This window comes from Nocardiopsis sp. M1B1, assembly GCF_052466615.1.
The window spans coordinates 5,722,890-5,742,475 of record NZ_CP196194.1 but is presented as its reverse complement, the minus strand read 5'-3'; the positions used below and the strand labels follow the sequence as shown (position 1 = coordinate 5,742,475).

Genomic DNA, 19,586 nt, shown 5'->3' with positions numbered 1-19,586 from the left:
CCCCCAGCCGCCGCGCGCACCGCGGCGGACCCCAGCGCGCCCGAGCGCATAGCACCGCCCGGCTCCCCGCCCGCCGACCCGCCGTACCGCTCCCGGCCGCAGCCCGGCCGCCCGGCGCGGCGACCCGCGTCCGCCTGTCGGGGCGGCTCCTCGGCTGGTGGCATCCTGAATCCATGAACCAGCCACTCACAGTCGACCAGATCCGGCGGGCGCCGAAGGTACTGCTGCACGACCACCTCGACGGCGGGCTGCGCCCGGCCACCGTCGTGGAACTGGCCCGGGAGACCGGCTACACCGGTCTGCCCACCTACGACGCGCAGGAGCTGGGGCGGTGGTTCCGCGAGGCCTCCGACTCCGGCTCGCTGGAGCTCTACCTGGAGACGTTCGCGCACACCACGGCGGTCATGCAGACCCGTGACGCCCTGGTGCGGGTCGCCGCCGAGGCCGCGGAGGACCTGGCCGCCGACGGCGTGGTCTACGCCGAGCAGCGCTACGCCCCCGAGCAGCACCTGGAGGCCGGGCTCACCTTGGAGGAGGTCGTCGAGGCCGTCCAGGAGGGCCTCGAACTCGGCCAGAAGCGCGCCGCCGACCAGGGGCGCAGCATCCGCACCGGCCAGCTCGTCACCGCCATGCGCCACGCCGCGCGCTCCTCGGAGATCGCCGAGCTGGCGGTCCGCTACCGCGACGCGGGCGTGTCGGGGTTCGACATCGCGGGCGCCGAGGCGGGCAACCCGCCCACCCGGCACCTGGACGCGTTCGAGTACCTGCGCCGGGAGAACTTCCACTTCACCATCCACGCGGGCGAGGCGTTCGGCCTGCCCTCCATCTGGGAGGCCCTCCAGTGGTGCGGGTGCGACCGCCTGGGCCACGGCGTGCGCATCATCGACGACATCGACACCGAAGGCGGCGCCCCGCGGCTGGGCCGCCTGGCCCAGTACGTGCGCGACAAGCGGGTGCCGCTGGAGATGTGCCCCAGCTCCAACGTGCAGACCGGAGCCGCGGAGTCCATCGCCGAGCACCCCATCCGGCTCCTGCGCGACCTGCGCTTCCGCGTCACCGTCAACACCGACAACCGCCTCCAGAGCGGCACCAGCCTGTCGGAGGAGTTCGCCCGGCTCTCCGAGGCCTTCGGGTACGGCTGGGACGACATCCAGTGGTTCACGGTCAACGCGATGAAGTCGGCCTTCCTGCCCTTCGACGAGCGCCTGGCGCTGATCAACGGGGTCATCAAGCCCGGCTTCGCGCAGCTGAAGTGGACGACCTCCTGATGGACGGCCCCAACCCCACCACCCACTACTCCACCTTCACGCGGGTGGCGGCGATCGTGTGGATCGTGATCGCGGCCCTGCTGCTGGTGGACGTGCTCCTGCGCGGCGAGGGCCGCCAGGCCTGGATCGCGGGGGCCCTGCTGATCGCTACCGTCTCCGCGGTGTACCTGGTCTGGCTGCGCCCGCGCGTGGTCTCCACCGAGCGCGGCCTGAGGGTGGTCAACCCGCTGCGCGAGACCTTCGTGCCGTGGGCGGCGGTGCTCTGGGTGGACGTCACCGACGTCCTGCGGGTGCACACTCCCGGGGGCGTGGTGCGCTCGTGGCCGCTGCGCGAGACCAAGCGCCAGCGGGTCCGCGACAACATGCGCCGGGAGGGGGGATTCCTCGATCCGGACGACGACGGGGACCCCGCCTCCACGCGCCCGGTGGACCTGGCCGCCCGGCAGCTGCGCCAGGACGCCGAGCGCCACAAGGCGCGACCGCTCAGCGGGCCGGTCAGGGACGTGGACGAGGCGGGCCCCGCCGCGCTGGGCGCGCAGGACGAGCCGCAGACCATGGTCCCCCTGGAGGTGATCGTGGTCATCGGCGCGACCGCGGCCCTGCTCGCGGCGGTGTTCCTGCTGGCCTGAGCGCCGCCCCTCCCGGATCCGACCCGGCCCCACCCCCGTGTGGCGGCCGGGTCCGCCATGTCGGGGGTTGACGCGCCCTCCGAGTTCTGGTTAGGTAAGGCATGCCTAAGGGAGAGTGTTCCGGGCGGACGACTTCGCGCGGATGGCCGTCCGCCCGGACCTTGCCCGAGGGCGACGCGCGCGGTTCAACTGAATAACGGAAGTACAAGGTGCCCAGGTCGCGAGTCCAACGGGATCTGCGGGGATTCCGCGCGACGCGGGCACCGGGGCAAGCACTGCCTCCGACCGGAACCCGGTCGGTACCGTCCACCCCAGGCCTCGGGGTGTACGCTCGCCACGCCGGTACCGGACGGGCCCGGTCGGAGGCGCCCCACCCCCACAGCCGTCGAGGCCGGTTCCTGGGGAGTGTTCCGCGGAGGCTTTCGGATCAGCGAGCGGCCGTCCGGGCAATCTCTCGCAAGACGGTTCGCGCGGGTCAGCCTGGTTGGCTCTTCAAGCGAAATCGGCGCAGCGAGAGGCAGCCCGGTGGTTGCGAGCCCGAAATGATCCGAGGAACACGACCTAGGACTGGCCGATCACCCTGTTGAGCAGTTCGCCCAGTCTGCGGGCCCGCTGTGTGACCACCTCCAGGGCGCGCTCGGCCTCGAAGGGCTCGAACACCGCCCCCACGGCGTCGTTGCTGACCACCGCCAGCCCCAGCACCTCGGCGCCCGCCTCCACCGCCGCGACCGCCTCCAGGGCGATCGAGTGGCCCACCAGGTCCGCACCCGCCTGGCGCAGCACCTTCAGCTCCGCCGGGGTCTGCGTCTGCGGCCCCGTCGTGCACACGTACACGCCCTCGGGGACCGAGGCGTCCGCCTCCTGGGCGGCCCGCCGCAGCCGGGGGCTGTAGGCCGACGACAGGTCCACGAACGAGGGCCCCACCAGCGGCGACCGGGCGGTCAGGTTGATGTGGTCGCGCACCACCACGGGCTGCCCCGTGGCGAAGTCGGTGCGCAGCGACCCGGCGGCGCCCGTCAGCACGGCGGTCGCCGCACCCGCGGCCACGCCCGTGCGGACCGCGTGGGCCACCTCCAGCGGGCCGCGGCCCTCGTAGAGGTGCACGCGCCCCATGAACACGATGACGCGCTTGTCGCCCACCCACATGCTGCGGATCTTGCCGGAGTGCCCCTCGGCGGCGGGTTCGTGGAAGCCGGGAAGGTCGGTGGCGTCCAGCTCGATGTCGTACGAGCCCAGCGTGTCCACCGCGCCCGCCCAGCCCGAGCCGAGCACCACCAGCGCGTCGAAGCTGTCGGCACCGGTACGGGACAGGAGTTCGCGCGCCGCGTCGGCCGCCAGCTCCCTGGCCTCGCCGGTCGTCCTCGGCTGCTGCTCTGGTTCCGTCACACGACGGATGCTACCCCCGGGCGACCGCGCCGTCCGGGAGCGTGCGCACGTGTGTTCCCGCGCCCGGCCCGAAGGGGAACGCGGTGGTCACAGCTCGGTGGGCAGGCACTCCCGGGCGAGCAGCTCGGAGACGTACCAGTCGGGCGCCCCGGCCTTCTCGGCGGCCACCGCCAGCTCGCCCAGCTGGATCGCCGAGGGCATCCCGCCCTCGTAGCCGTCGAGCACGTAGGCCCAGGCCGTCACCACACCGTGGTCGGCCGTCCGGGCTCGCACCGTGACCTTGCGGTAGGCCCGCCCGTCGCCCGCGACCGACCACAGCGCCCGACTGCGCCGCAGTTCCTCGTACTCGTCCTCGGACACGCCCCGCAGACGGCGGTGGCCCCCGCGCGGCACCTCCAGGGCGCCCTGCCAGAAGTCCAAGTGGGGTTCGTCCCATTCCATGAGGTCGTACAGCGCCACGAAGACCCGACAACCGACGTCCTCGACCAGGGTCGCCAGCGCGCCCCCGGGCTCGGGCAGGCACTCGCCGAAGGTCAGCCGCCAACCCTCCAACCAGCCCGTGGTGATCAGGGGCGAGTGCGGGGCCCGCCGGGCCATCTGCCCGGGGTGGAGACTGGTTCCGTACGCCGCGTAGATGGACACGGGGCCATCGTAGACCGGTTGGCCCGGGGTGCCTGCTATTTCCCCCGGTCGGCATGGCCGACAATGGGAGCAAGCGACGAAAACAGGTGGTGCCGCGCCATGCCCGCATATCACCCGGACCGGGGACGCGCGTGGCGGCCAGGCCGCAGAGGGAGTGAGGCTAGCGTGACGAAGGTCGTGATCATCGGTGGCGGACCCGGGGGCTACGAGGCGGCACTGGTCGCCGCGCAGCTCGGCGCGGACGTGACGGTGGTGGAACGCGACGGCATCGGCGGCGCCTGCGTCCTCACCGACTGCGTGCCGTCCAAGAGCCTGATCGCCACGTCCACCCGCACCACGTACGTACGCGAGTCCGACAGCCTCGGCATCCGTATCCGCGACGCCCAGGACGAGGACGCGGTCCGGGTGGACACCGACCGGATCAACTCCCGCATCAAACTCCTGGCCCGGGCGCAGTCCGACGACACCCGCGCCCGCCTGGTCAAGGAGGGCGTGGAGGTGATCAGCGGCGAGGCGCGCCTGGTCGATCCGCACATCGTGGCCGTGGGCGACCAGCGCCTGCGCGCCGACGTCGTCCTCATCGCCACGGGCGCCCACCCCCGCGAACTGCCCTCCGCCAAGCCCGACGGCGAGCGCATCCTCACCTGGCGCCACCTCTACGACATGGAGGAGCTGCCGGAGAGGCTGATCGTGGTCGGCTCCGGCGTCACCGGCGCCGAGTTCGCCAGCGCCTACCAGTCCCTCGGCTCCGAGGTCACCCTGGTCTCCTCGCGCGACCGCGTCATGCCCACCCAGGACGCCGACGCCGCCGAGGTGCTGGAGCAGGTCTTCATGCGCCGCGGCATGACCGTCCTCAACAAGACCCGCGCGGAGTCGGTGGTGCGCACCGACGACGGCGTGCTCGTCACCCTCTCCGACGGCCGCACGGTGGAGGGCAGCCACTGCCTGATGACGGTCGGGATGATCCCCAACACCCAGGACCTGGGCCTGGAGGAGGCCGGTGTCCGCCTGGGCGACGGCGGCTTCGTCGAGGTCGACCGGGTCTCGCGCACCACCGTCCCCGGCGTGTACGCCGCGGGCGACTGCACGGGCGTGAACATGCTGGCCTCCGTGGCCGCCATGCAGGGACGCATCGCCATGTGGCACGCGCTCGGCGAGGCCGTGTCCCCGCTCAAGCTCTCCACCGTGGCCTCCACCGTGTTCACCCACCCCGAACTGGCCGCCGTGGGCGCCAGCGAGGACGACGTGCGCAGCGGCCGGATCGACGGCCGGTCGGTCACCCTGCCGCTCAACACCAACCCGCGCGCCAAGATGAACGAGGTCAAGGACGGCTTCGTCAAGCTGATCTGCCGCCAGCACACCGGCATCGTGCTGGGCGGGGTCATCGTCGGCCCGCGCGCCAGCGAGCTCATCCTGGGCGTGTCCATCGCCGTCCAGCAGCGCCTGACCGTGGACGACATCGCGCACACCTTCTCGGTGTACCCGTCGCTGTCGGGCAGCGTGACCGAGGCCGCCCGCTCGCTCATGCTGGCGTCCCCGGAGTAGGACGCCCCTTTTTACCCGCTCCTGACAAGAATCGAGTAATGTCGTTTCGTGATCTGTCCCAAGTGTCAAAGCACCATGCGCACGTTCGACCGCCAGGGCGTCCACATCGACCGGTGTGACGGATGCCAGGGCATCTTCCTCGACCGGGGTGAGCTGGAGCGCGTCGTCAACGCCGAGCAGCGCCACTACGGTGTCGCGCCGCCGCCCGACCCCCACCAGGCTCCGCCCCACGGCTACCCGCAGCAGCACCGCGGCGGCTACCCGGACTCGCCGAAGGGCTTCCGGGGCGGTCACCCCGACTCCCCGAAGGGCTTCCGAGGTGGTCACGGCGGCTACCCGGACTCGCCGAAGGGCTACCGGGGCGGACACGGCGGCTACCCCGACTCCCCGCGCGGCTACGGCGGACGCCGCAAGAAGAGCTTCCTCGAAGGCCTCTTCGACTGAGCCGAGCAGTCCCGACAACCTGAACGAGTAACCCGTGCACCCGCTGATCTGTACCCACTGCGGGGAATGGGACGAGACCCCCGACACCGCCGCGGGGGTCTCCGTGCTGCGCTGCGCCTTCTGCCAGCGCACCCGCCCGTTCCTGCGCCTGCCCCTGTACTGCGTGTCGGGGCCGAGCGGCACCGGCAAGTCCACCATCGCCGGGGCGCTGCTGGAGCGGCTCCGCGACCGCTTCGTCGTCCTGGAACAGGACCTCCTGTGGGTCGGCGGACTCCGCGACCCCGCCGACCATCACCGCCTGTTCCGCTCCACCTGGCTGCGCACCGCCGCCATGGTCCAGCAGAGCGGACGGCCCGTCGTGCTGTGCGGCACGGTGGTGCCGCCGGAGCTGGAGCACCTGCCCGAGCGCGCCCTGTTCACCGACGTCCACTACCTCGCGCTGACCTGCGAGCCCGACGTCCTGGCCGGGCGCCTGCGGGCTCGCCCCGCCTGGCGTGAGTGGGACGAGGAGCGGATCACCGAGGCCCTGGAGTACGCGTCCTGGGTGGAGTCCGAGGCCGCGCGCCTGGAGCCCCCGGTCGACCTGCTGGACACCACCAGCGCCGAGCCCCGGGAGACCGCCGAGGCCGTGTGCCGGTGGATCGAGGAACGGCACGTGCGGGCCGCCGCCTCCTGACCTGACGTCGTCGGGGGCCCGGGGTGATCGCGGGCGTGAGGCGGGCGGTCAACGCTTGCTGTGCGCGCGTGGTTGCTCGCTACTGCGGTGGCGCCTGCTGCCGCGAAGTGGTTCGGGAGGGCGTCCAACGCTTGGTGTTGGTGGGTGGTGGGGCTTTGCTGCGTCGGCACCAAAGGCGGAGGGGCTGGCGGGCCTTGGGCAGCGCTACCGGCCCCCGTGGCGAAGGTGAGCGACGGTGGCAGCGACGACGGTGGGCGTGGGGCCCGGGCCGCCTGTCGGGCGCGGGCATACCGGGAACCGGCCCGGCCGGGGTCACTCCCGAGGCGGTGGGTCTGGAACCCTGTCGGGCGGATGATGCTGTTCTCGCTGTCGGTGTGTGCGGAGTTCGCGTTGGTACTTGGCCCGGTTATGCGGCCCGCACAAGGGTTGCAGGTTCGCCACCACCGTGCGCCCGCCTCGGGAGAACGACTGCACATGATCGGCCTGGCAGAGGGCCACCGGCACTTCGCATCCGCCCGGGTGCGCGCAGGTGGTGTGCCCGTGGAAGGCAGCGGTGCGCTGGCGGGCTGAGGCCAAACGGCGGCTGTGGCCCACGTCCAGCACCTGTCCGGTGGGGGCTGCGGTGAGCATCCGCACCACCTCGGCATCAGTGGCGAGTTCGTGCACCACACCGGCCGGAATCACCCGGCCGTGCTCGTCCAGCGCCGGAACCTCCTGACCCTGGGCGTCCAGGTAGGTCTGCACCGGCACGACGATGCGGATCTGCGCCAGCGGAGCCGGAACACTGGTGCACCCGGTGTGGGTGGTGGCAAAACGCAGCGCCGCGATCAGCGCGTCGTGCTCACGCTGGGCCCGGGTCCGGGTGTCGCCCTCTCCGGGCGGGGTGGTGAAGGTGTCGATGGCCGCGCGCACGACCAACGCATCCCCGGACCCGCCCCAGGCCTGGAGCTGGTAGCTGCCCTGGAAGGTCTCGTGCAGGCTTAGGCCACGGGCGGCATGGGCGGCCTCGTGGTCGCGGTCCAGGCGGTGGGGGTCCAAACGGTAGGCGACCTGGCGGGCCACTGACTGGAGCTGGTTGACCGACAATGCAGGCCGCTCCTGCTTGGCGGCCACCAACGCCGACTCAAAGCCGCCCCGATACTCCTGTTCCTCAGGGAAATGCTGGGCGTCGCGGGTCTGGACGGCCTTGTCGGTGACCTTGGCGATCACCACCGCCTCACCCAACCCCACCGTGCCCTTCTCCACCGCTTCCACCGTGGCGGGCAGGGTCTCCTCGTGCACGTGCTGGGCCAGCCGCGCCAAGTCCTTGGCCTGGGCGGTGGGCAGGTCGCCGTGGTGCACCAACCACTTGTCCAACGTGGAGTAACCGCTGTAGCGGGCCACCGCACTACGCGCGTACAGGCGCGCCATCCGCACCAACGCCTGATACCGGATCTGGTCCAGCTGGGCCCACAGCGCCGCGACCTCCTCAGCCGCACTCTCATCCGCCCCGGGCGGCACGTCGGTGTTCAAGGTCTGGTCGATGATCTCGCGCGCACCGGCCAGCGCGGCCACGGCCGGGGAACATTCCCCGGGGGCCGCCTTGGGCGCTGCGATCATCATCTCCATACTCCTTATTATAGGCGAGCGCCCGCCTTTTCTCCACTATTCACAGCGCGAATGTACGCCTTTCGGGAGGATGCTTTTTCTTCATGGGCTGCAATTGGGTCGGGTTAAAAGGTGTCCGAAAATGCGCACCCAGAATGACCTCTTGTTGTTGGCGCGATCGTCGCCCGCACTGACCACAGGGCCCAGGATCGTTGCCCGAGGCCGGAGGGCCTGCTTGCCGTTGGTGCCGACGCAGCAGAGCCCGACCACCCCCACACCCCGGGCGCTGGTCGCCCTCCGGTAGCCGCTCCCGCCTTTGGTGCCGCTTTTCGTCGGGTGCCCACACCCCCACCCGGCGCCCGCCGTTCCCCGCCGCCCGCACCCTTTCGCGGTAGCTGGTGCGCTTTCGTTGCCGCCAGAAACCCCCGACAGGAATGGCGTAGGGGAGAGGCCTGTGGGCGGCCCCTCCCTACCCCTCAATCCATTATCCCTATTGGGTGACGAGCTTTTCAGGGCATGCCAAAACGTTCACTGGGTGGGATCCCCCCTATTTCCAGCAAACCATCACCACACCACCCACGACCACCCCCAACTCCCACCTGTGGAAAACGCGGAGACACGAGAAGGGCCCCGAGCGGTCCGCCCGGGGCCCTGGGCCCGTCATCGTTCTGCCTGCTGAGTGTGGGTCAGAAGTCGAAGCCGCCGAAGTCGCCGCCCCCGAAGTCCCCGCCTCCGAAGTCGCCTCCCCCGAAGTCCTCTCCGGCGCCGACCTCACCGGCGCCCATGCCCATACCCATGCCCATCATCGACCCCATCATGGAGCCCATCATCATGCCGGTGAACATGCCCATCATCATGTTCATCCCGAAGTAGCCGCTCGCGTAGGGCGAGTAGGCCGGACCGGCGTCGTAGTACGGGCGGCGCTCGCCGTCCACCTCGACCAGGCGGACGTCGGGCTGGCCGCCGGTGCGCACCGCACGCGCGCAGTCGGCGCAGGCGGTGACCTCGCGGGGCGCGCCGCCGGGCGGGGCCCAGGTCACGTCCTCCACGGACGGGCCGTGCTGCGGGTTGAAGAAGCAGGGGCCGCGCCGCTCGGGCACCGGGTCGCCGTTGAGGCGGGCCCGGGTGGCGGTCATGTAGTAGCGGCCGTCCTCCAGGGAGCTGGTGACCAGCCGGACCTGCTCGGGCTCGCGGATGTTGTCCAGCTGGGCCTTGGCCTGGTCGTAGGCGTCCATGGCCTGGGAGTAGTCGTTGCGGGTGGCGTCGTCGACCTTGGAGACGTCGATCTCCAGCCGGGCGACGTCCTCACCGAGGCGCACGACGTCCTCGGTGGCCATCTGCCGGATCTCCTCCAGCTGCTTGGCCTTCTCGGCCTCGCGCCTCTTGCGGCTGCGGTGGACGAACCACGCGCCCGCGGCGACGACCGCCAGCAGGACTCCGAGGAGTACGAACCCGGAGGTGGCCCCGGCCTGCTCGGCCTCCTCGACCTGGGTGGCCGCGTCGGGGATGGCGACGAGGGTGTCGACCTGGTTGCCGCCGCCCTCCTGGATGGCCAACTGCTCGATGGCTGCCGTGTCCTCGACGTTGGGGGACAGCACCTGGAAGGTCTGGCTACCCGCGAACACGCCGTAGACTCCGTCCCCGACCTCGTCCATGACGGGGTTCATCAGGGCGTCGAGCCCGGCCTGGGAGGAGATGCTGTCGGTGGGCAGGATCACGTAGTAGACGGGGACGTCCGCCTCGGCGGCGGTCGACTCCAGGATTCCCTGCTCGGCCTCGGGGATCGCGTCGATGCTCGGGTCGATGAAGACGTTGTCGTTCCCGAGCTCCTCGGCGATCGCCTGGGACTCGGGCGGTTGGGTCTGGGTATCGGCCGAGGCGGGCACCACCGCGGCGCTCACCATCGCCGCCGCGAGCCCGGCGGTCAGCACTGTGGGTGTTACCAAGCGGCGCAACATGATCGTTCCTCTCGCCTCCCTCTCCAACCTAGACGAACGGGTGCCCCCGCGGGGTTCCCCCTGTGCCGGAACTCACCGGCAGTACACAAGCTCACCCGTTGTACACGGTTTTTCCCGCTGTACACGGTTTTCCCGCCGTGCACGCGGCGCGGCCCGCCGGAGGTGCTCCGGCGGGCCGCTGCGGACGGGGTGAGGCCGCGGGTCAGCCCTGGCCGGAGGCCCCGGCGGGAACCTTCTTCACGCCGGGTTCGCCGACCTCGCCCTCGACGTCGTCGTGCGCCTCGTCCAGCGGCACGAAGCCGGAGGCGTCACGCGGCGCGTGGTAGCGGGCCACGTCCAGGATGCCCTCGCGCTTGGCGACGATGGCCGGGACTAGTGCCTGACCGGCCACGTTGACCGCGGTGCGGCCCATGTCCAGGATCGGGTCGACGGCCAGCAGCAGACCCACGCCCTCCAGGGGCAGGCCCAGGGTGGACAGGGTCAGGGTCAGCATGACGGTCGCGCCGGTGGTTCCGGCGGTCGCGGCCGAGCCGATCACCGACACGAACACGATCAGCAGGTAGTCGGTCAGGCCGAGGCTGATGCCGGGGAAGAACTGGGCGATGAAGATCGCCGAGATCGCCGGGTAGATCGCGGCGCAGCCGTCCATCTTGGTGGTGGCGCCGAAGGGCACGGCGAACGCGGAGTAGTAGCGCGGCACGCCCAGGTTCTGCTCGGTCACGCGCTGGGTGACGGGCATGGTGCCCATCGAGGAGCGGGACACGAAGGCCAGCTGGACAGCGGGCCACACGCCGCTGAAGTACTTCAGCGGGGAGAGGCCGTTGACGCGTGCGAGCACCGGGTAGACGACGAACAGCACCAGCGCCAGGCCGATGTAGATGGTCAGCGCGAACTTGCCCAGGGCGCCGATGGTGGTCCAGCCGTAGCTGTACACGGCGTTGCCGAGCAGGCCCACGGTGCCGATCGGGGCCAGGCGGATGATCCACCACAGGGCCTTGAGCACGATCTGGAGCGCGGAGTCGGTGAAGGCGATGAAGGGCTCGGCGGCCTTGCCGACCTTGATCGCGGCGATGCCCAGGACGATGGCGATGACGATCAGCTGGAGGACGTTGAAGTCCAGCGAGGCGCTGAAGCTGCCGTCGTCGGAGCCGGAGACGCTCGCGCCCAGGCCGAGGAAGTTGGCGGGGACGATGCTCTCGATGAACGCCATCCAGGAGCCGGTGCCCGAGGGCTCGGCGGCGGTGGCGGCGTCCACGCCGCTGTTGACGCCGGGCCGCACGATCAGGCCCAGGGCGATGCCGATGCCCACCGCGACCAGGGCGGTCGCGCCGAACCACAGCAGGGTCTTCCAGGCCAGCCGCGCCGCGTTGGTGACGTTGCGCAGGTTGGCGATGGAGGAGATGACGGCGAGGACGATCAGCGGCGGGACGATGGTCCGCAGCAGGGTGACGAAGGTCGAGCCGACGGTGTCGAGGGTGACGGCGAGCCAGTTGCTGGGGTCACCGGTCTCGGCGTCGGGCGGACTGATCTGGAAGGCGACGGCGCCCAGGACGACGCCGAGGACCAGGCCCGCCAGGACCTGTGCCGCGAACGGGAAACGGAGGGTTCTGCGCTTCTTGGGCGCGTCTGTGCTCTGTGCGGACACGGGATGGGACTCCAGTGGTGGTGAAGGCAGCCGGAGGGGTACGCACGGCGGAGCGGTCGGCGCCGCCGGGGTTTCCGGCACGGGGAACGGCGGGCATCACCGAGGGGATGGTGACACGGGGAAGAAGGGTGCGCGGCGCGCTGCCCGGAAGGGCGCGCGTGGACCTAGCGACACGCCTGACAGCCGCGGCGGCACAGGTCGATGTGCCACCGTCGCGTCAGTCCCCAGATGTTCGTCACAGACAAGGACAATAACGTTCGTTCCTTATCTATTCCATACGCGGGTGTCGACAACTTCCTGTCCCTGGCGCCACAACGTCCACTCCACGGGCACTGCGGCGCGTCCCGCCCGGCGCGGATGCGTCGAGGATCACTTCAGGGGCACGGTCAGGTGGGACAATCTGTGGAAAACACCGTTACGGGGTGACAGCGATGGCTACCGTGGGCGACGAGAGCGATCCGACGATCGGAGACCGTGACATGTCCGTTCCAGCAGTGGCAACACGCCCGGACCCCGAGATCGATGGTGCGGTGCTGCTCCCGATGCCGCCGCAGGACGGGTTCACCGCCGAGGACCTCGACCGCATCCCGGATCTTCCGCCTCACACCGAACTCATTGACGGAAGTCTGGTACTGGTGAGCCCCCAGAAGCTGTTTCACATGCTCTTCCTCGAACTGTTGGGAGACGCGCTGAAGGCGCACGCCCCCAGCGGTCTGCGGCTGGCCAGGGAGTTCTCGGTCAGACTGGGCGAACGGCAGCGGCCGGAGCCGGATCTGATGCTGGTGAGGGCGGACGCCTTCGCAAGGCTGGAACAGACGTGGTTTCCCCCTGAAGCGGTGGAACTCGCGGTCGAAGTCGTCTCGCCGGAGTCGGTGATCAGGGACCGCGAGCGCAAACCCCAGCTCTATGCCCGTGCGGGCGTCCGGTTCTTCTGGAGGGTCGAGCAGGAGGGAGATGACGCGGTGGTCTACGAGTACGAGAAGGATCCGGCAAGCCCTTCCGGCGACTACGGACGACCGATCGCACACCGTCAGGAACTCAGGACCTCCGCGCCCCTGAAACTGGAGTTCGACCTGACCGGCATCCTGAACCGCTGACCACGTGCGAGGGGGAGGCACCGGCGGCCGGTACCTCCCCCTTCGCCTGCGCGTGGCGCGGACGCTAGGCGTCCTTGATCTCGCAGACCACCGCGCCGTTGCCCACGGCCTCGCCCGGCGTGACCTTCAAACCGGTCACCGTCCCGGCCTTGTGCGCGTTGAGCGGCTGCTCCATCTTCATGGCCTCGATGACGACCACGGTGTCGCCCTCGGCGACCTGCTGGCCCTCCTCGGCCACCAGCTTGACCACGGTGCCCTGCATCGGCGAGACCAGCGAGTCTCCGCCCGCCGCCACGGTGTTCCCGCCGCCCTTGCGCGCGGTCCGCTTGCCGCGGCGCTGACCGCCCGCCGCCGGGGCGGCGGCCGAGGCGCCCAGGCCCGCGGGCAGGACCACCTCCACGCGCTTGCCGCCCACCTCGACGGTGACCCTCTCGCGCTCGGCCTCGACCGGCTCGCCCGGGGTGCCCGACCACGGTTCGATGGTGTTGTCGAACTCGGTCTCGATCCACCGGGTGTAGACCCCGAACGGCTGCTCGGGGTCGGCCGGGGCGAAGGCCGGGTCGCTCACCACGGCCTGGTGGAACGGGATCACCGTGGGCATACCGCCGACCGTGAACTCGGCCAGGGCCCGCCGCGAGCGCTGCAACGCCTCCTGGCGGGTGCGGCCCGTCACCACGAGCTTGGCGACCATCGAGTCGAAGGCCTGGGGCACCGTGAACCCGGCCTCGCAGCCGGTGTCCACGCGCACGCCCGGACCGCCGGGCAGGTTCAGCTCGGTGATGGTGCCCGGCGCGGGCATGAAGTTCCGCCCGGCGTCCTCGGCGTTGACGCGGAACTCGAAGGAGTGCCCGCGCACCTCGGGGTCGCCGTAGCCCAGCTCCTCGCCGTCGGCGATGCGGAACATCTCCCGGACCAGGTCGATCCCGGTGACCTCCTCGGTCACGGGGTGCTCGACCTGGAGACGGGTGTTGACCTCCAGGAAGGAGATGGTGCCGTCCACACCCACCAGGAACTCGCAGGTGCCCGCGCCGGTGTACCCGGCCTCGGCGAGGATGGCCTTGGAGGAGGCGTGCAGCCGCTCCATCTGCTCCGCGGACAGGAACGGCGCGGGCGCCTCCTCCACCAGCTTCTGGTGGCGCCGCTGGAGCGAGCAGTCGCGGGTGGAGACCACCACGACGTTGCCGTGGGTGTCGGCCAGGCACTGGGTCTCCACGTGCCGGGGCCGGTCCAGGTAGCGCTCCACGAAGCACTCGCCCCGGCCGAAGGCGGTGACCGCCTCGCGCACCGCGGACTCGTAGGCGTCGGCGACCTCGTCCAGGGTGTGGGCGACCTTGAGGCCGCGCCCGCCGCCGCCGAAGGCGGCCTTGATGGCGATGGGCAGGCCGTGCTCCTCGGCGAAGGCCACGACCTCCTCGGCCGACTCGACGGGGTCGGCGGTGCCCGCCACCAGCGGTGCGCCGACCTTCTGGGCGATGTGGCGGGCCTGGACCTTGTCGCCCAGGGCGGTGATCGCCGCGGGGGGCGGGCCGATCCAGGTCAGCCCGGCGTCGATGACGGCCTGGGCGAAGTCGGCGTTCTCGGCCAGGAACCCGTAGCCGGGGTGGACGGCGTCCGCCCCGGAGGCCTCGGCCACCGCCAGGAGTTTGGCGATGTCCAGGTAGGAGTCGGCCGGGGTGGCCCCGCCCAGCGAGTGGGCCTCGTCGGCGACCTTGACGTGCAGCGCGTCCAGGTCGGGCTCGGCGTAGACGGCGACGCTGGCCAGTCCGGCGTCGCGGCAGGCGCGGGCGATGCGCACGGCGATCTCGCCGCGGTTGGCGATCAGTACTTTACGCACGGTGGGAAATCCTTCTGCTCGGCGCGGGGCGGACAGCGCGCCGACCGCTCCATGGTGAGTCTGCGGGTGGGGATGGCGGGGTCATCGCGTGCTCAGCCGCCAGGCGCCGGGGCCCGGGCGGGGCGGTGCGCCGCGCATGAGGCGCGAGCGGTCCCGCCACCCGGACGGGCGTTCGGGGGCGGGCTCCTCGGCGGTCCGGGCGGCCCGGGCGCGGGCACTGAGCACGGCGGTCAGGGCCGCGAGCTCCTCGGCGGTGGGCTCGCCACGGACCACGGCCAGGTGCGGCGGGTTCTTCGGCGCGCTCACAGCGGGATGTTCCCGTGCTTCTTGGGCGGCAGCTGCTTGCGCTTGTTGCGCAGGGCCTTGAGGGACTTGGCGATCCGGACGCGGGTCTCGGAGGGCATGATGACCCCGTCCACGTACCCCCGCTCCGCGGCGGAGTAGGGGTTGAGGAGGGTGTCCTCGTACTCGGCGACCAGCCGGGTGCGCTCAGCCTCGACGTCGTCGGCGGCGGCCAGGGTGCGCCGGTGCAGGATGTTCACCGCGCCCTGGGCGCCCATGACCGCGATCTGCGCCGTGGGCCAGGCCAGGTTGACGTCGGCGCCCAGGTGCTTGGAGCCCATGACGTCGTAGGCGCCGCCGAAGGCCTTGCGCGTGATGACGGTGATCAGGGGCACCGTGGCCTCGGCGTAGGCGTACAGCAGCTTGGCGCCGCGGCGGATGATGCCGTCCCACTCCTGGTCGGTGCCGGGCAGGAACCCGGGCACGTCCACGAAGGTCAGCACCGGCACGTTGAAGGCGTCGCAGGTGCGCACGAAGCGCGCGGCCTTCTCGGAGGCGTCGATGTCCAGGCAGCCCGCCAGGCTCATGGGCTGGTTGGCGACGATGCCGACGGACTGGCCGTCCACGCGGCCGAAGCCCACCACCATGTTCGTGGCGAACTGGGCGTGGACCTCCAGGAAGTCGCCGTCGTCCAGGACGGCCTCGACCACCGTGCGCATGTCGTAGGGCTGGTTGGCCGAGTCCGGGATGAACGCGTCCAGGGCCAGGTCGGTCTCGGTGGCCTCGTCGCCCGGGGCGTCCTCGGGAGGCAGCGGCGGCGCCTCCTCCAGGTTGTTGTCGGGCAGGTGCGAGAGCAGCGTCCTGACGTACTCGATCGCGTCCTGCTCGTCGGCGCCCATGTAGTGCGCCACACCCGACCTGGTGTTGTGGGTGCGGGCGCCGCCCAGCTCCTCCATGGAGACGTCCTCGCCGGTGACCGTCTTGATGACGTCGGGGCCGGTGATGAACATCTGCGACGTCTCGTCCACCATCACGACGAAGTCGGTGAGGGCGGGGGAGTAGACGTGGCCGCCCGCGGCGGCGCCCATGATCAGGGAGATCTGCGGGATGACGCCCGAGGCGTGGGTGTTGCGCCGGAAGATCTCGGCGTACAGGCCGAGCGCGACCACGCCCTCCTGGATGCGCGCGCCGCCGCCCTCGTTGATGCCCACGACGGGGCACCCGTTGGTGAGGGCGTGGTCGAGGACCTTGACGATCTTCTCGCCGTAGACCTCGCCCAGCGATCCGCCGAAGACGGTGACGTCCTGGCTGAACACCGCCACGGGACGTCCGTCGACCGTTCCGTGGCCGGTGACGACGCCGTCACCGTAGGGGCGGTTGCTCTCCAGGCCGAAGCTGGTGGAGCGGTGTCGGGCCAAGGCGTCGAACTCCACGAACGAGCCGGGATCGAGCAGTGCGTCGATCCGCTCGCGGGCGGTCATCTTGCCTTTGGCGTGCTGTTTCTCAACGGCTCGAGCAGACCCTGCGTGTACGGCCTCGTACCGGCGTCGTTGCAGGTCGGCGAGCTTGCCCGCGGTCGTGTGGATGTCGATCTCGTCCGCGGACAGCGGTTCAGGGGCTTCGGTGGCCATAACTACGCAGGTTAACCGCGAGGGGCCGTCACACGGGAACCCAGCCCTGGTTACCGGTGAGTAACTAAGCGGCGGCACGGTCCCCGACCAGGCCCGTCGCCCGAGCCCGGGTCCGGAGCGTGCACGAAGCGCACGCAAAGCGCACAGAACGTACACGCGGGGTCCACGGCGCGGAACGCGGTATCACCGAAAACGCGTGAGGAAATGTGCTCTTCTTTCTCGTGAGCAACAATGCTTAACGCCCGGGCAAAACATCGAAAATACGCCCCCGCGCACCTGGCGGCGGGTGCGATCTCTGTAGGGTCGGTGACCATGACAGCGGTAAGCGCGGAACGCGACAGTGCACGGCAGGAAGTTCCCGAGCAGCTCAGGAATGACGTCAAACTGCTCGGCGAGATGCTCGGAACGGTCCTCGCCGAAAGCGGCGGCGAGGATCTGCTCGCCGATGTCGAGAAGCTCAGGAGAGCGGTCATCGGCGCCCGCGACGGGTCGGTCACGGGGGAGGAGATCACCGCGATCGTCGCCGCCTGGCCCCTGGAGCGCGCCAAGCAGGTGGCGCGCGCCTTCACCGTCTACTTCCACCTGGCCAACCTGGCCGAGGAACACCAGCGGATGCGGGCCCTGCGCGAGCGCGACGACGCCGCCAACCCGCCCCGCGAGTCCCTCGCGGCGGCCGTCCGCGCCATCCGCGAGGGCGACGGCGGGGAGGAACGCCTCAACGAGCTGATCGCGGGCATGGAGTTCCACCCCGTGGTCACCGCCCACCCGACCGAGGCGCGCCGCCGCGCCGTGTCCACCTCCATCCTGCGCGTCAGCGCCCAACTGGAGGCCTGGCACGCCTCCCACGAGGGCAGCAGCGCCGCGGCCGAGGCGCACCGGCGCCTGCTGGAGGAGATCGACCTGCTCTGGCGCACCTCCCAGCTGCGCTACACCAGGCTCAACCCGCTCGACGAGGTGCGCACCGCCCTCGCCGCGTTCGACGAGACCATCTTCTCCGTCATCCCGCAGGTCTACCGGAGCCTGGACGCCGCCATCGACCCCGAGGGCACCGGCGTGCGCCCGCCCCGCGCCACGCCCTTCGTGCGCTACGGAAGCTGGATCGGCGGCGACCGCGACGGCAACCCCTACGTCACCTCCGACATCACCCGCGAGGCCGTGCTCATCCAGTCCGAGCACGTGCTGCGCGGCCTGGAGGCCTCCTGCACCAAGGTGGCCCGCACCCTCACCGCCTACTCCAACCTCACCCCCGCCAGCCCGGCGCTGCTCGACGCGCTCGCCTCGGCCAAGGCGGGACAGCCCGAGCTGACGGCGGAGATCGGGGCGCGCTCGCCCAACGAACCGCACCGCCAGCTCCTGCTGCTGGCCGCCGCCCGGCTGCGCGCCACGCGCGAGCGCGACGCCGACCTGGCCTACCCCGACGCCGACGCCTTCCTGGCCGACCTGCGCACCGTGCAGGAGTCCCTGGCCGAGGCTGGCGCGGTCCGCCAGGCCTACGGGGAACTCCAGCACCTGGTCTGGCAGGCGCAGACCTTCGGCTTCCACCTCGCCGAACTGGAGATCCGCCAGCACAGCGAGGTGCACGCCGCTGCGCTCGCCGAACTGCGCGAGGGCAAGGAACTGTCCGAGCGCACCGAGGAGGTCCTCGCCACGATCCGGGTGATCGCCTGGATCCAGGAGCGCTTCGGGGTGGAGGCCTGCCGCCGCTACGTCGTCAGCTTCACCCGCTCCGCCGAGGACATCGCGGCCGTGTACGAACTGGCCGCCCACGCGCTGCCCGCCGGACGCGTGCCGGTCCTGGACGTCGTCCCGCTGTTCGAGACCGGCGCCGACCTGGACGCCTCGCCGCACGTGCTCGACGGCATGCTCGAACTGCCCCAGGTCAACAGGCGCCTGGACGAGACCGGCCGCAGGATCGAGGTCATGCTCGGCTACAGCGACTCCGCCAAGGACGTCGGGCCGGTCAGCGCCACCCTGCGCCTCTACGACGCCCAGGCCCGCCTGGCCGCGTGGGCGGCCGAGCACGACGTGCGCCTGACCCTGTTCCACGGCCGCGGCGGCTCGCTCGGCCGCGGCGGGGGCCCGGCCAGCCGCGCCCTGCTCGCCCAAGCGCCCGGCTCGGTCGGCGGACGGTTCAAGGTCACCGAGCAGGGCGAGGTCATCTTCGCCCGCTACGGGCAGTCCGCGATCGCCCGCCGCCACATCGAGCAGGTCGGCCACGCGGTGCTGATGGCCTCCACCGACGCCGTCCAGGAGCGCGAGCGCTCCGCCGAGCGCGAGTACCGCGCCCACGCCGACACCATCGCCCGCGCCGCCCAGGAGGCCTACCTGGAGCTGATCAACACCGAGGACTTCGCGGTGTGGTTCTCCCAGGTCACCCCCCTGGAGCAGCTGGGCGAGCTGCGGCTGGGCTCGCGCCCCTCGCGGCGCGGCGCCGCGCGCGGGCTCGGCGACCTGCGCGCCATCCCGTGGGTGTTCTCCTGGACCCAGACCCGGGTCAACCTGCCGGGCTGGTTCGGCCTCGGCACGGGCCTGGCCGCCGTGGAGGACCTGGGCGTGCTCCAGGCGGCCTACCGCGAGTGGCCCATGTTCTCGTCCCTGCTGGACAACGCGGAGATGAGCCTGGCCAAGACCGACCGCACCATCGCCGAGCGCTACCTGGCGCTGGGCGGGCGGCCGGAGCTGACCGAACTGGTGCTGGCCGAGTACGACCGCACCCGCGACCTGGTGCTCAAGGTGACCGGGCACAGCCGCCTGCTGGAGAACCGGGCGGTGCTCTCCCGTGCGGTGGACCTGCGCAACCCGTACGTGGACGCGCTCTCCCACCTCCAGTTGCGCGCGTTGGAGGCGCTGCGGGGCGAGGAGGCCGACTCCCTGTCGGAGGAGGACCAGCAGCACCTGGAGCGGCTGCTGCTGCTCTCGGTCAACGGCGTGGCCGCCGGGCTCCAGAACACCGGCTGACCGC

Annotated in this window: 15 protein-coding genes; 7 read left to right on the top strand and 8 right to left on the bottom strand. The window is 71.2% G+C overall.

Annotated features, from left to right (window positions below):
• Positions 1-173: 173 nt before the first annotated feature.
• Entirely contained in the window at positions 174-1,268 is a 1,095-nt protein-coding gene (locus ACSTA4_RS24885; protein WP_444961225.1) for an adenosine deaminase, read from the top strand.
• Positions 1,253-1,897, top strand: coding sequence for a PH domain-containing protein (locus ACSTA4_RS24880; RefSeq protein WP_372491769.1), 645 nt, complete (start codon positions 1,253-1,255; stop codon positions 1,895-1,897). Before ACSTA4_RS24885 ends, ACSTA4_RS24880 begins: the two co-directional genes overlap by 16 nt.
• 561 nt (positions 1,898-2,458) lie before the next feature.
• Here the strand turns inward: ACSTA4_RS24880 and ACSTA4_RS24875 are convergent.
• Positions 2,459-3,283 (bottom strand): purine-nucleoside phosphorylase, encoded by an 825-nt coding sequence (locus tag ACSTA4_RS24875; RefSeq protein ID WP_212642818.1) that lies wholly within the window; start codon positions 3,281-3,283, stop codon positions 2,459-2,461.
• Between the two features lie 87 nt (positions 3,284-3,370).
• A complete protein-coding gene (locus tag ACSTA4_RS24870) occupies positions 3,371-3,925 on the bottom strand; it encodes a gamma-glutamylcyclotransferase family protein (RefSeq protein ID WP_444961224.1) in 555 nt (184 codons plus the stop codon).
• A 165-nt stretch (positions 3,926-4,090) separates the two neighbouring features.
• On the opposite strand from ACSTA4_RS24870, the gene ACSTA4_RS24865 reads away from it, so the two are divergent.
• Genes ACSTA4_RS24865 through ACSTA4_RS24855 form a run of 3 tightly spaced genes read left to right on the top strand, consistent with a single transcriptional unit; the run spans position 4,091 to position 6,590 of the window.
• A complete protein-coding gene (locus tag ACSTA4_RS24865; RefSeq protein ID WP_416023386.1) occupies positions 4,091-5,470 on the top strand; it encodes an NAD(P)H-quinone dehydrogenase in 1,380 nt (459 codons plus the stop codon).
• A gap of 48 nt (positions 5,471-5,518) precedes the next feature.
• A complete protein-coding gene (locus ACSTA4_RS24860; protein WP_302475368.1) occupies positions 5,519-5,914 on the top strand; it encodes a TFIIB-type zinc ribbon-containing protein in 396 nt (131 codons plus the stop codon).
• 34 nt (positions 5,915-5,948) lie between these two features.
• Positions 5,949-6,590: an AAA family ATPase gene (locus ACSTA4_RS24855; protein ID WP_444961223.1), complete on the top strand. Its 642-nt coding sequence runs from the start codon at positions 5,949-5,951 to the stop codon at positions 6,588-6,590.
• A gap of 312 nt (positions 6,591-6,902) precedes the next feature.
• Here the strand turns inward: ACSTA4_RS24855 and ACSTA4_RS24850 are convergent, their stop codons facing one another.
• The 3 genes from ACSTA4_RS24850 to ACSTA4_RS24840 all read right to left on the bottom strand — a co-directional run bounded on the left by ACSTA4_RS24850 (position 6,903) and on the right by ACSTA4_RS24840 (position 11,780).
• The gene (locus ACSTA4_RS24850; RefSeq protein WP_444964268.1) at positions 6,903-8,189 is read right to left on the bottom strand and encodes a DUF222 domain-containing protein; all 1,287 of its coding nucleotides are present in this window, start codon (positions 8,187-8,189) and stop codon (positions 6,903-6,905) included.
• 674 nt (positions 8,190-8,863) lie between these two features.
• Complete coding sequence (locus tag ACSTA4_RS24845) at positions 8,864-10,108, bottom strand: chemotaxis protein CheA (protein ID WP_444964267.1); 1,245 nt, start codon at positions 10,106-10,108, stop codon at positions 8,864-8,866.
• Positions 10,109-10,337: 229 nt separating this feature from the next.
• On the bottom strand, positions 10,338-11,780 hold the full coding sequence (locus ACSTA4_RS24840; protein WP_444961222.1) for a dicarboxylate/amino acid:cation symporter: 1,443 nt from the start codon (positions 11,778-11,780) through the stop codon (positions 10,338-10,340).
• 479 nt (positions 11,781-12,259) lie between these two features.
• Between ACSTA4_RS24840 and ACSTA4_RS24835 the strand changes: the two genes are divergently transcribed.
• A complete protein-coding gene (locus ACSTA4_RS24835) occupies positions 12,260-12,877 on the top strand; it encodes a Uma2 family endonuclease (RefSeq protein WP_444964266.1) in 618 nt (205 codons plus the stop codon).
• 64 nt (positions 12,878-12,941) lie between these two features.
• Here the strand turns inward: ACSTA4_RS24835 and ACSTA4_RS24830 are convergent, their stop codons facing one another.
• From ACSTA4_RS24830 to ACSTA4_RS24820, 3 genes are all read right to left on the bottom strand, one after another.
• Positions 12,942-14,711: an acetyl/propionyl/methylcrotonyl-CoA carboxylase subunit alpha gene (locus tag ACSTA4_RS24830; RefSeq protein WP_444961221.1), complete on the bottom strand. Its 1,770-nt coding sequence runs from the start codon at positions 14,709-14,711 to the stop codon at positions 12,942-12,944.
• 81 nt (positions 14,712-14,792) lie between these two features.
• Positions 14,793-15,017 (bottom strand): acyl-CoA carboxylase subunit epsilon, encoded by a 225-nt coding sequence (locus tag ACSTA4_RS24825; RefSeq protein ID WP_248772011.1) that lies wholly within the window; start codon positions 15,015-15,017, stop codon positions 14,793-14,795.
• Complete coding sequence (locus ACSTA4_RS24820; protein WP_444961220.1) at positions 15,014-16,624, bottom strand: acyl-CoA carboxylase subunit beta; 1,611 nt, start codon at positions 16,622-16,624, stop codon at positions 15,014-15,016. The genes ACSTA4_RS24825 and ACSTA4_RS24820 overlap by 4 nt, the downstream gene beginning before the upstream one ends.
• 312 nt (positions 16,625-16,936) lie before the next feature.
• Between ACSTA4_RS24820 and ACSTA4_RS24815 the strand changes: the two genes are divergently transcribed.
• Positions 16,937-19,582, top strand: a complete 2,646-nt coding sequence (locus ACSTA4_RS24815; RefSeq protein WP_444961219.1) for a phosphoenolpyruvate carboxylase — start codon at positions 16,937-16,939, stop codon at positions 19,580-19,582.
• The last annotated feature ends 4 nt before the right edge of the window (positions 19,583-19,586 follow it).

Excerpts from the sequence above, each read along its gene's own strand:
- ACSTA4_RS24885 (WP_444961225.1), top strand. The coding sequence starts at position 174 with ATGAACCAGCCACTCACAGTCGACCAGATCCGGCGGGCGCCGAAGGTA.
- ACSTA4_RS24850 (WP_444964268.1), bottom strand. The coding sequence starts at position 8,189 with ATGATCGCAGCGCCCAAGGCGGCCCCCGGGGAATGTTCCCCGGCCGTG.
- ACSTA4_RS24835 (WP_444964266.1), top strand. The coding sequence starts at position 12,260 with ATGTCCGTTCCAGCAGTGGCAACACGCCCGGACCCCGAGATCGATGGT.
- ACSTA4_RS24820 (WP_444961220.1), bottom strand. The coding sequence starts at position 16,624 with ATGGCCACCGAAGCCCCTGAACCGCTGTCCGCGGACGAGATCGACATC.
- ACSTA4_RS24815 (WP_444961219.1), top strand. The coding sequence starts at position 16,937 with ATGACAGCGGTAAGCGCGGAACGCGACAGTGCACGGCAGGAAGTTCCC.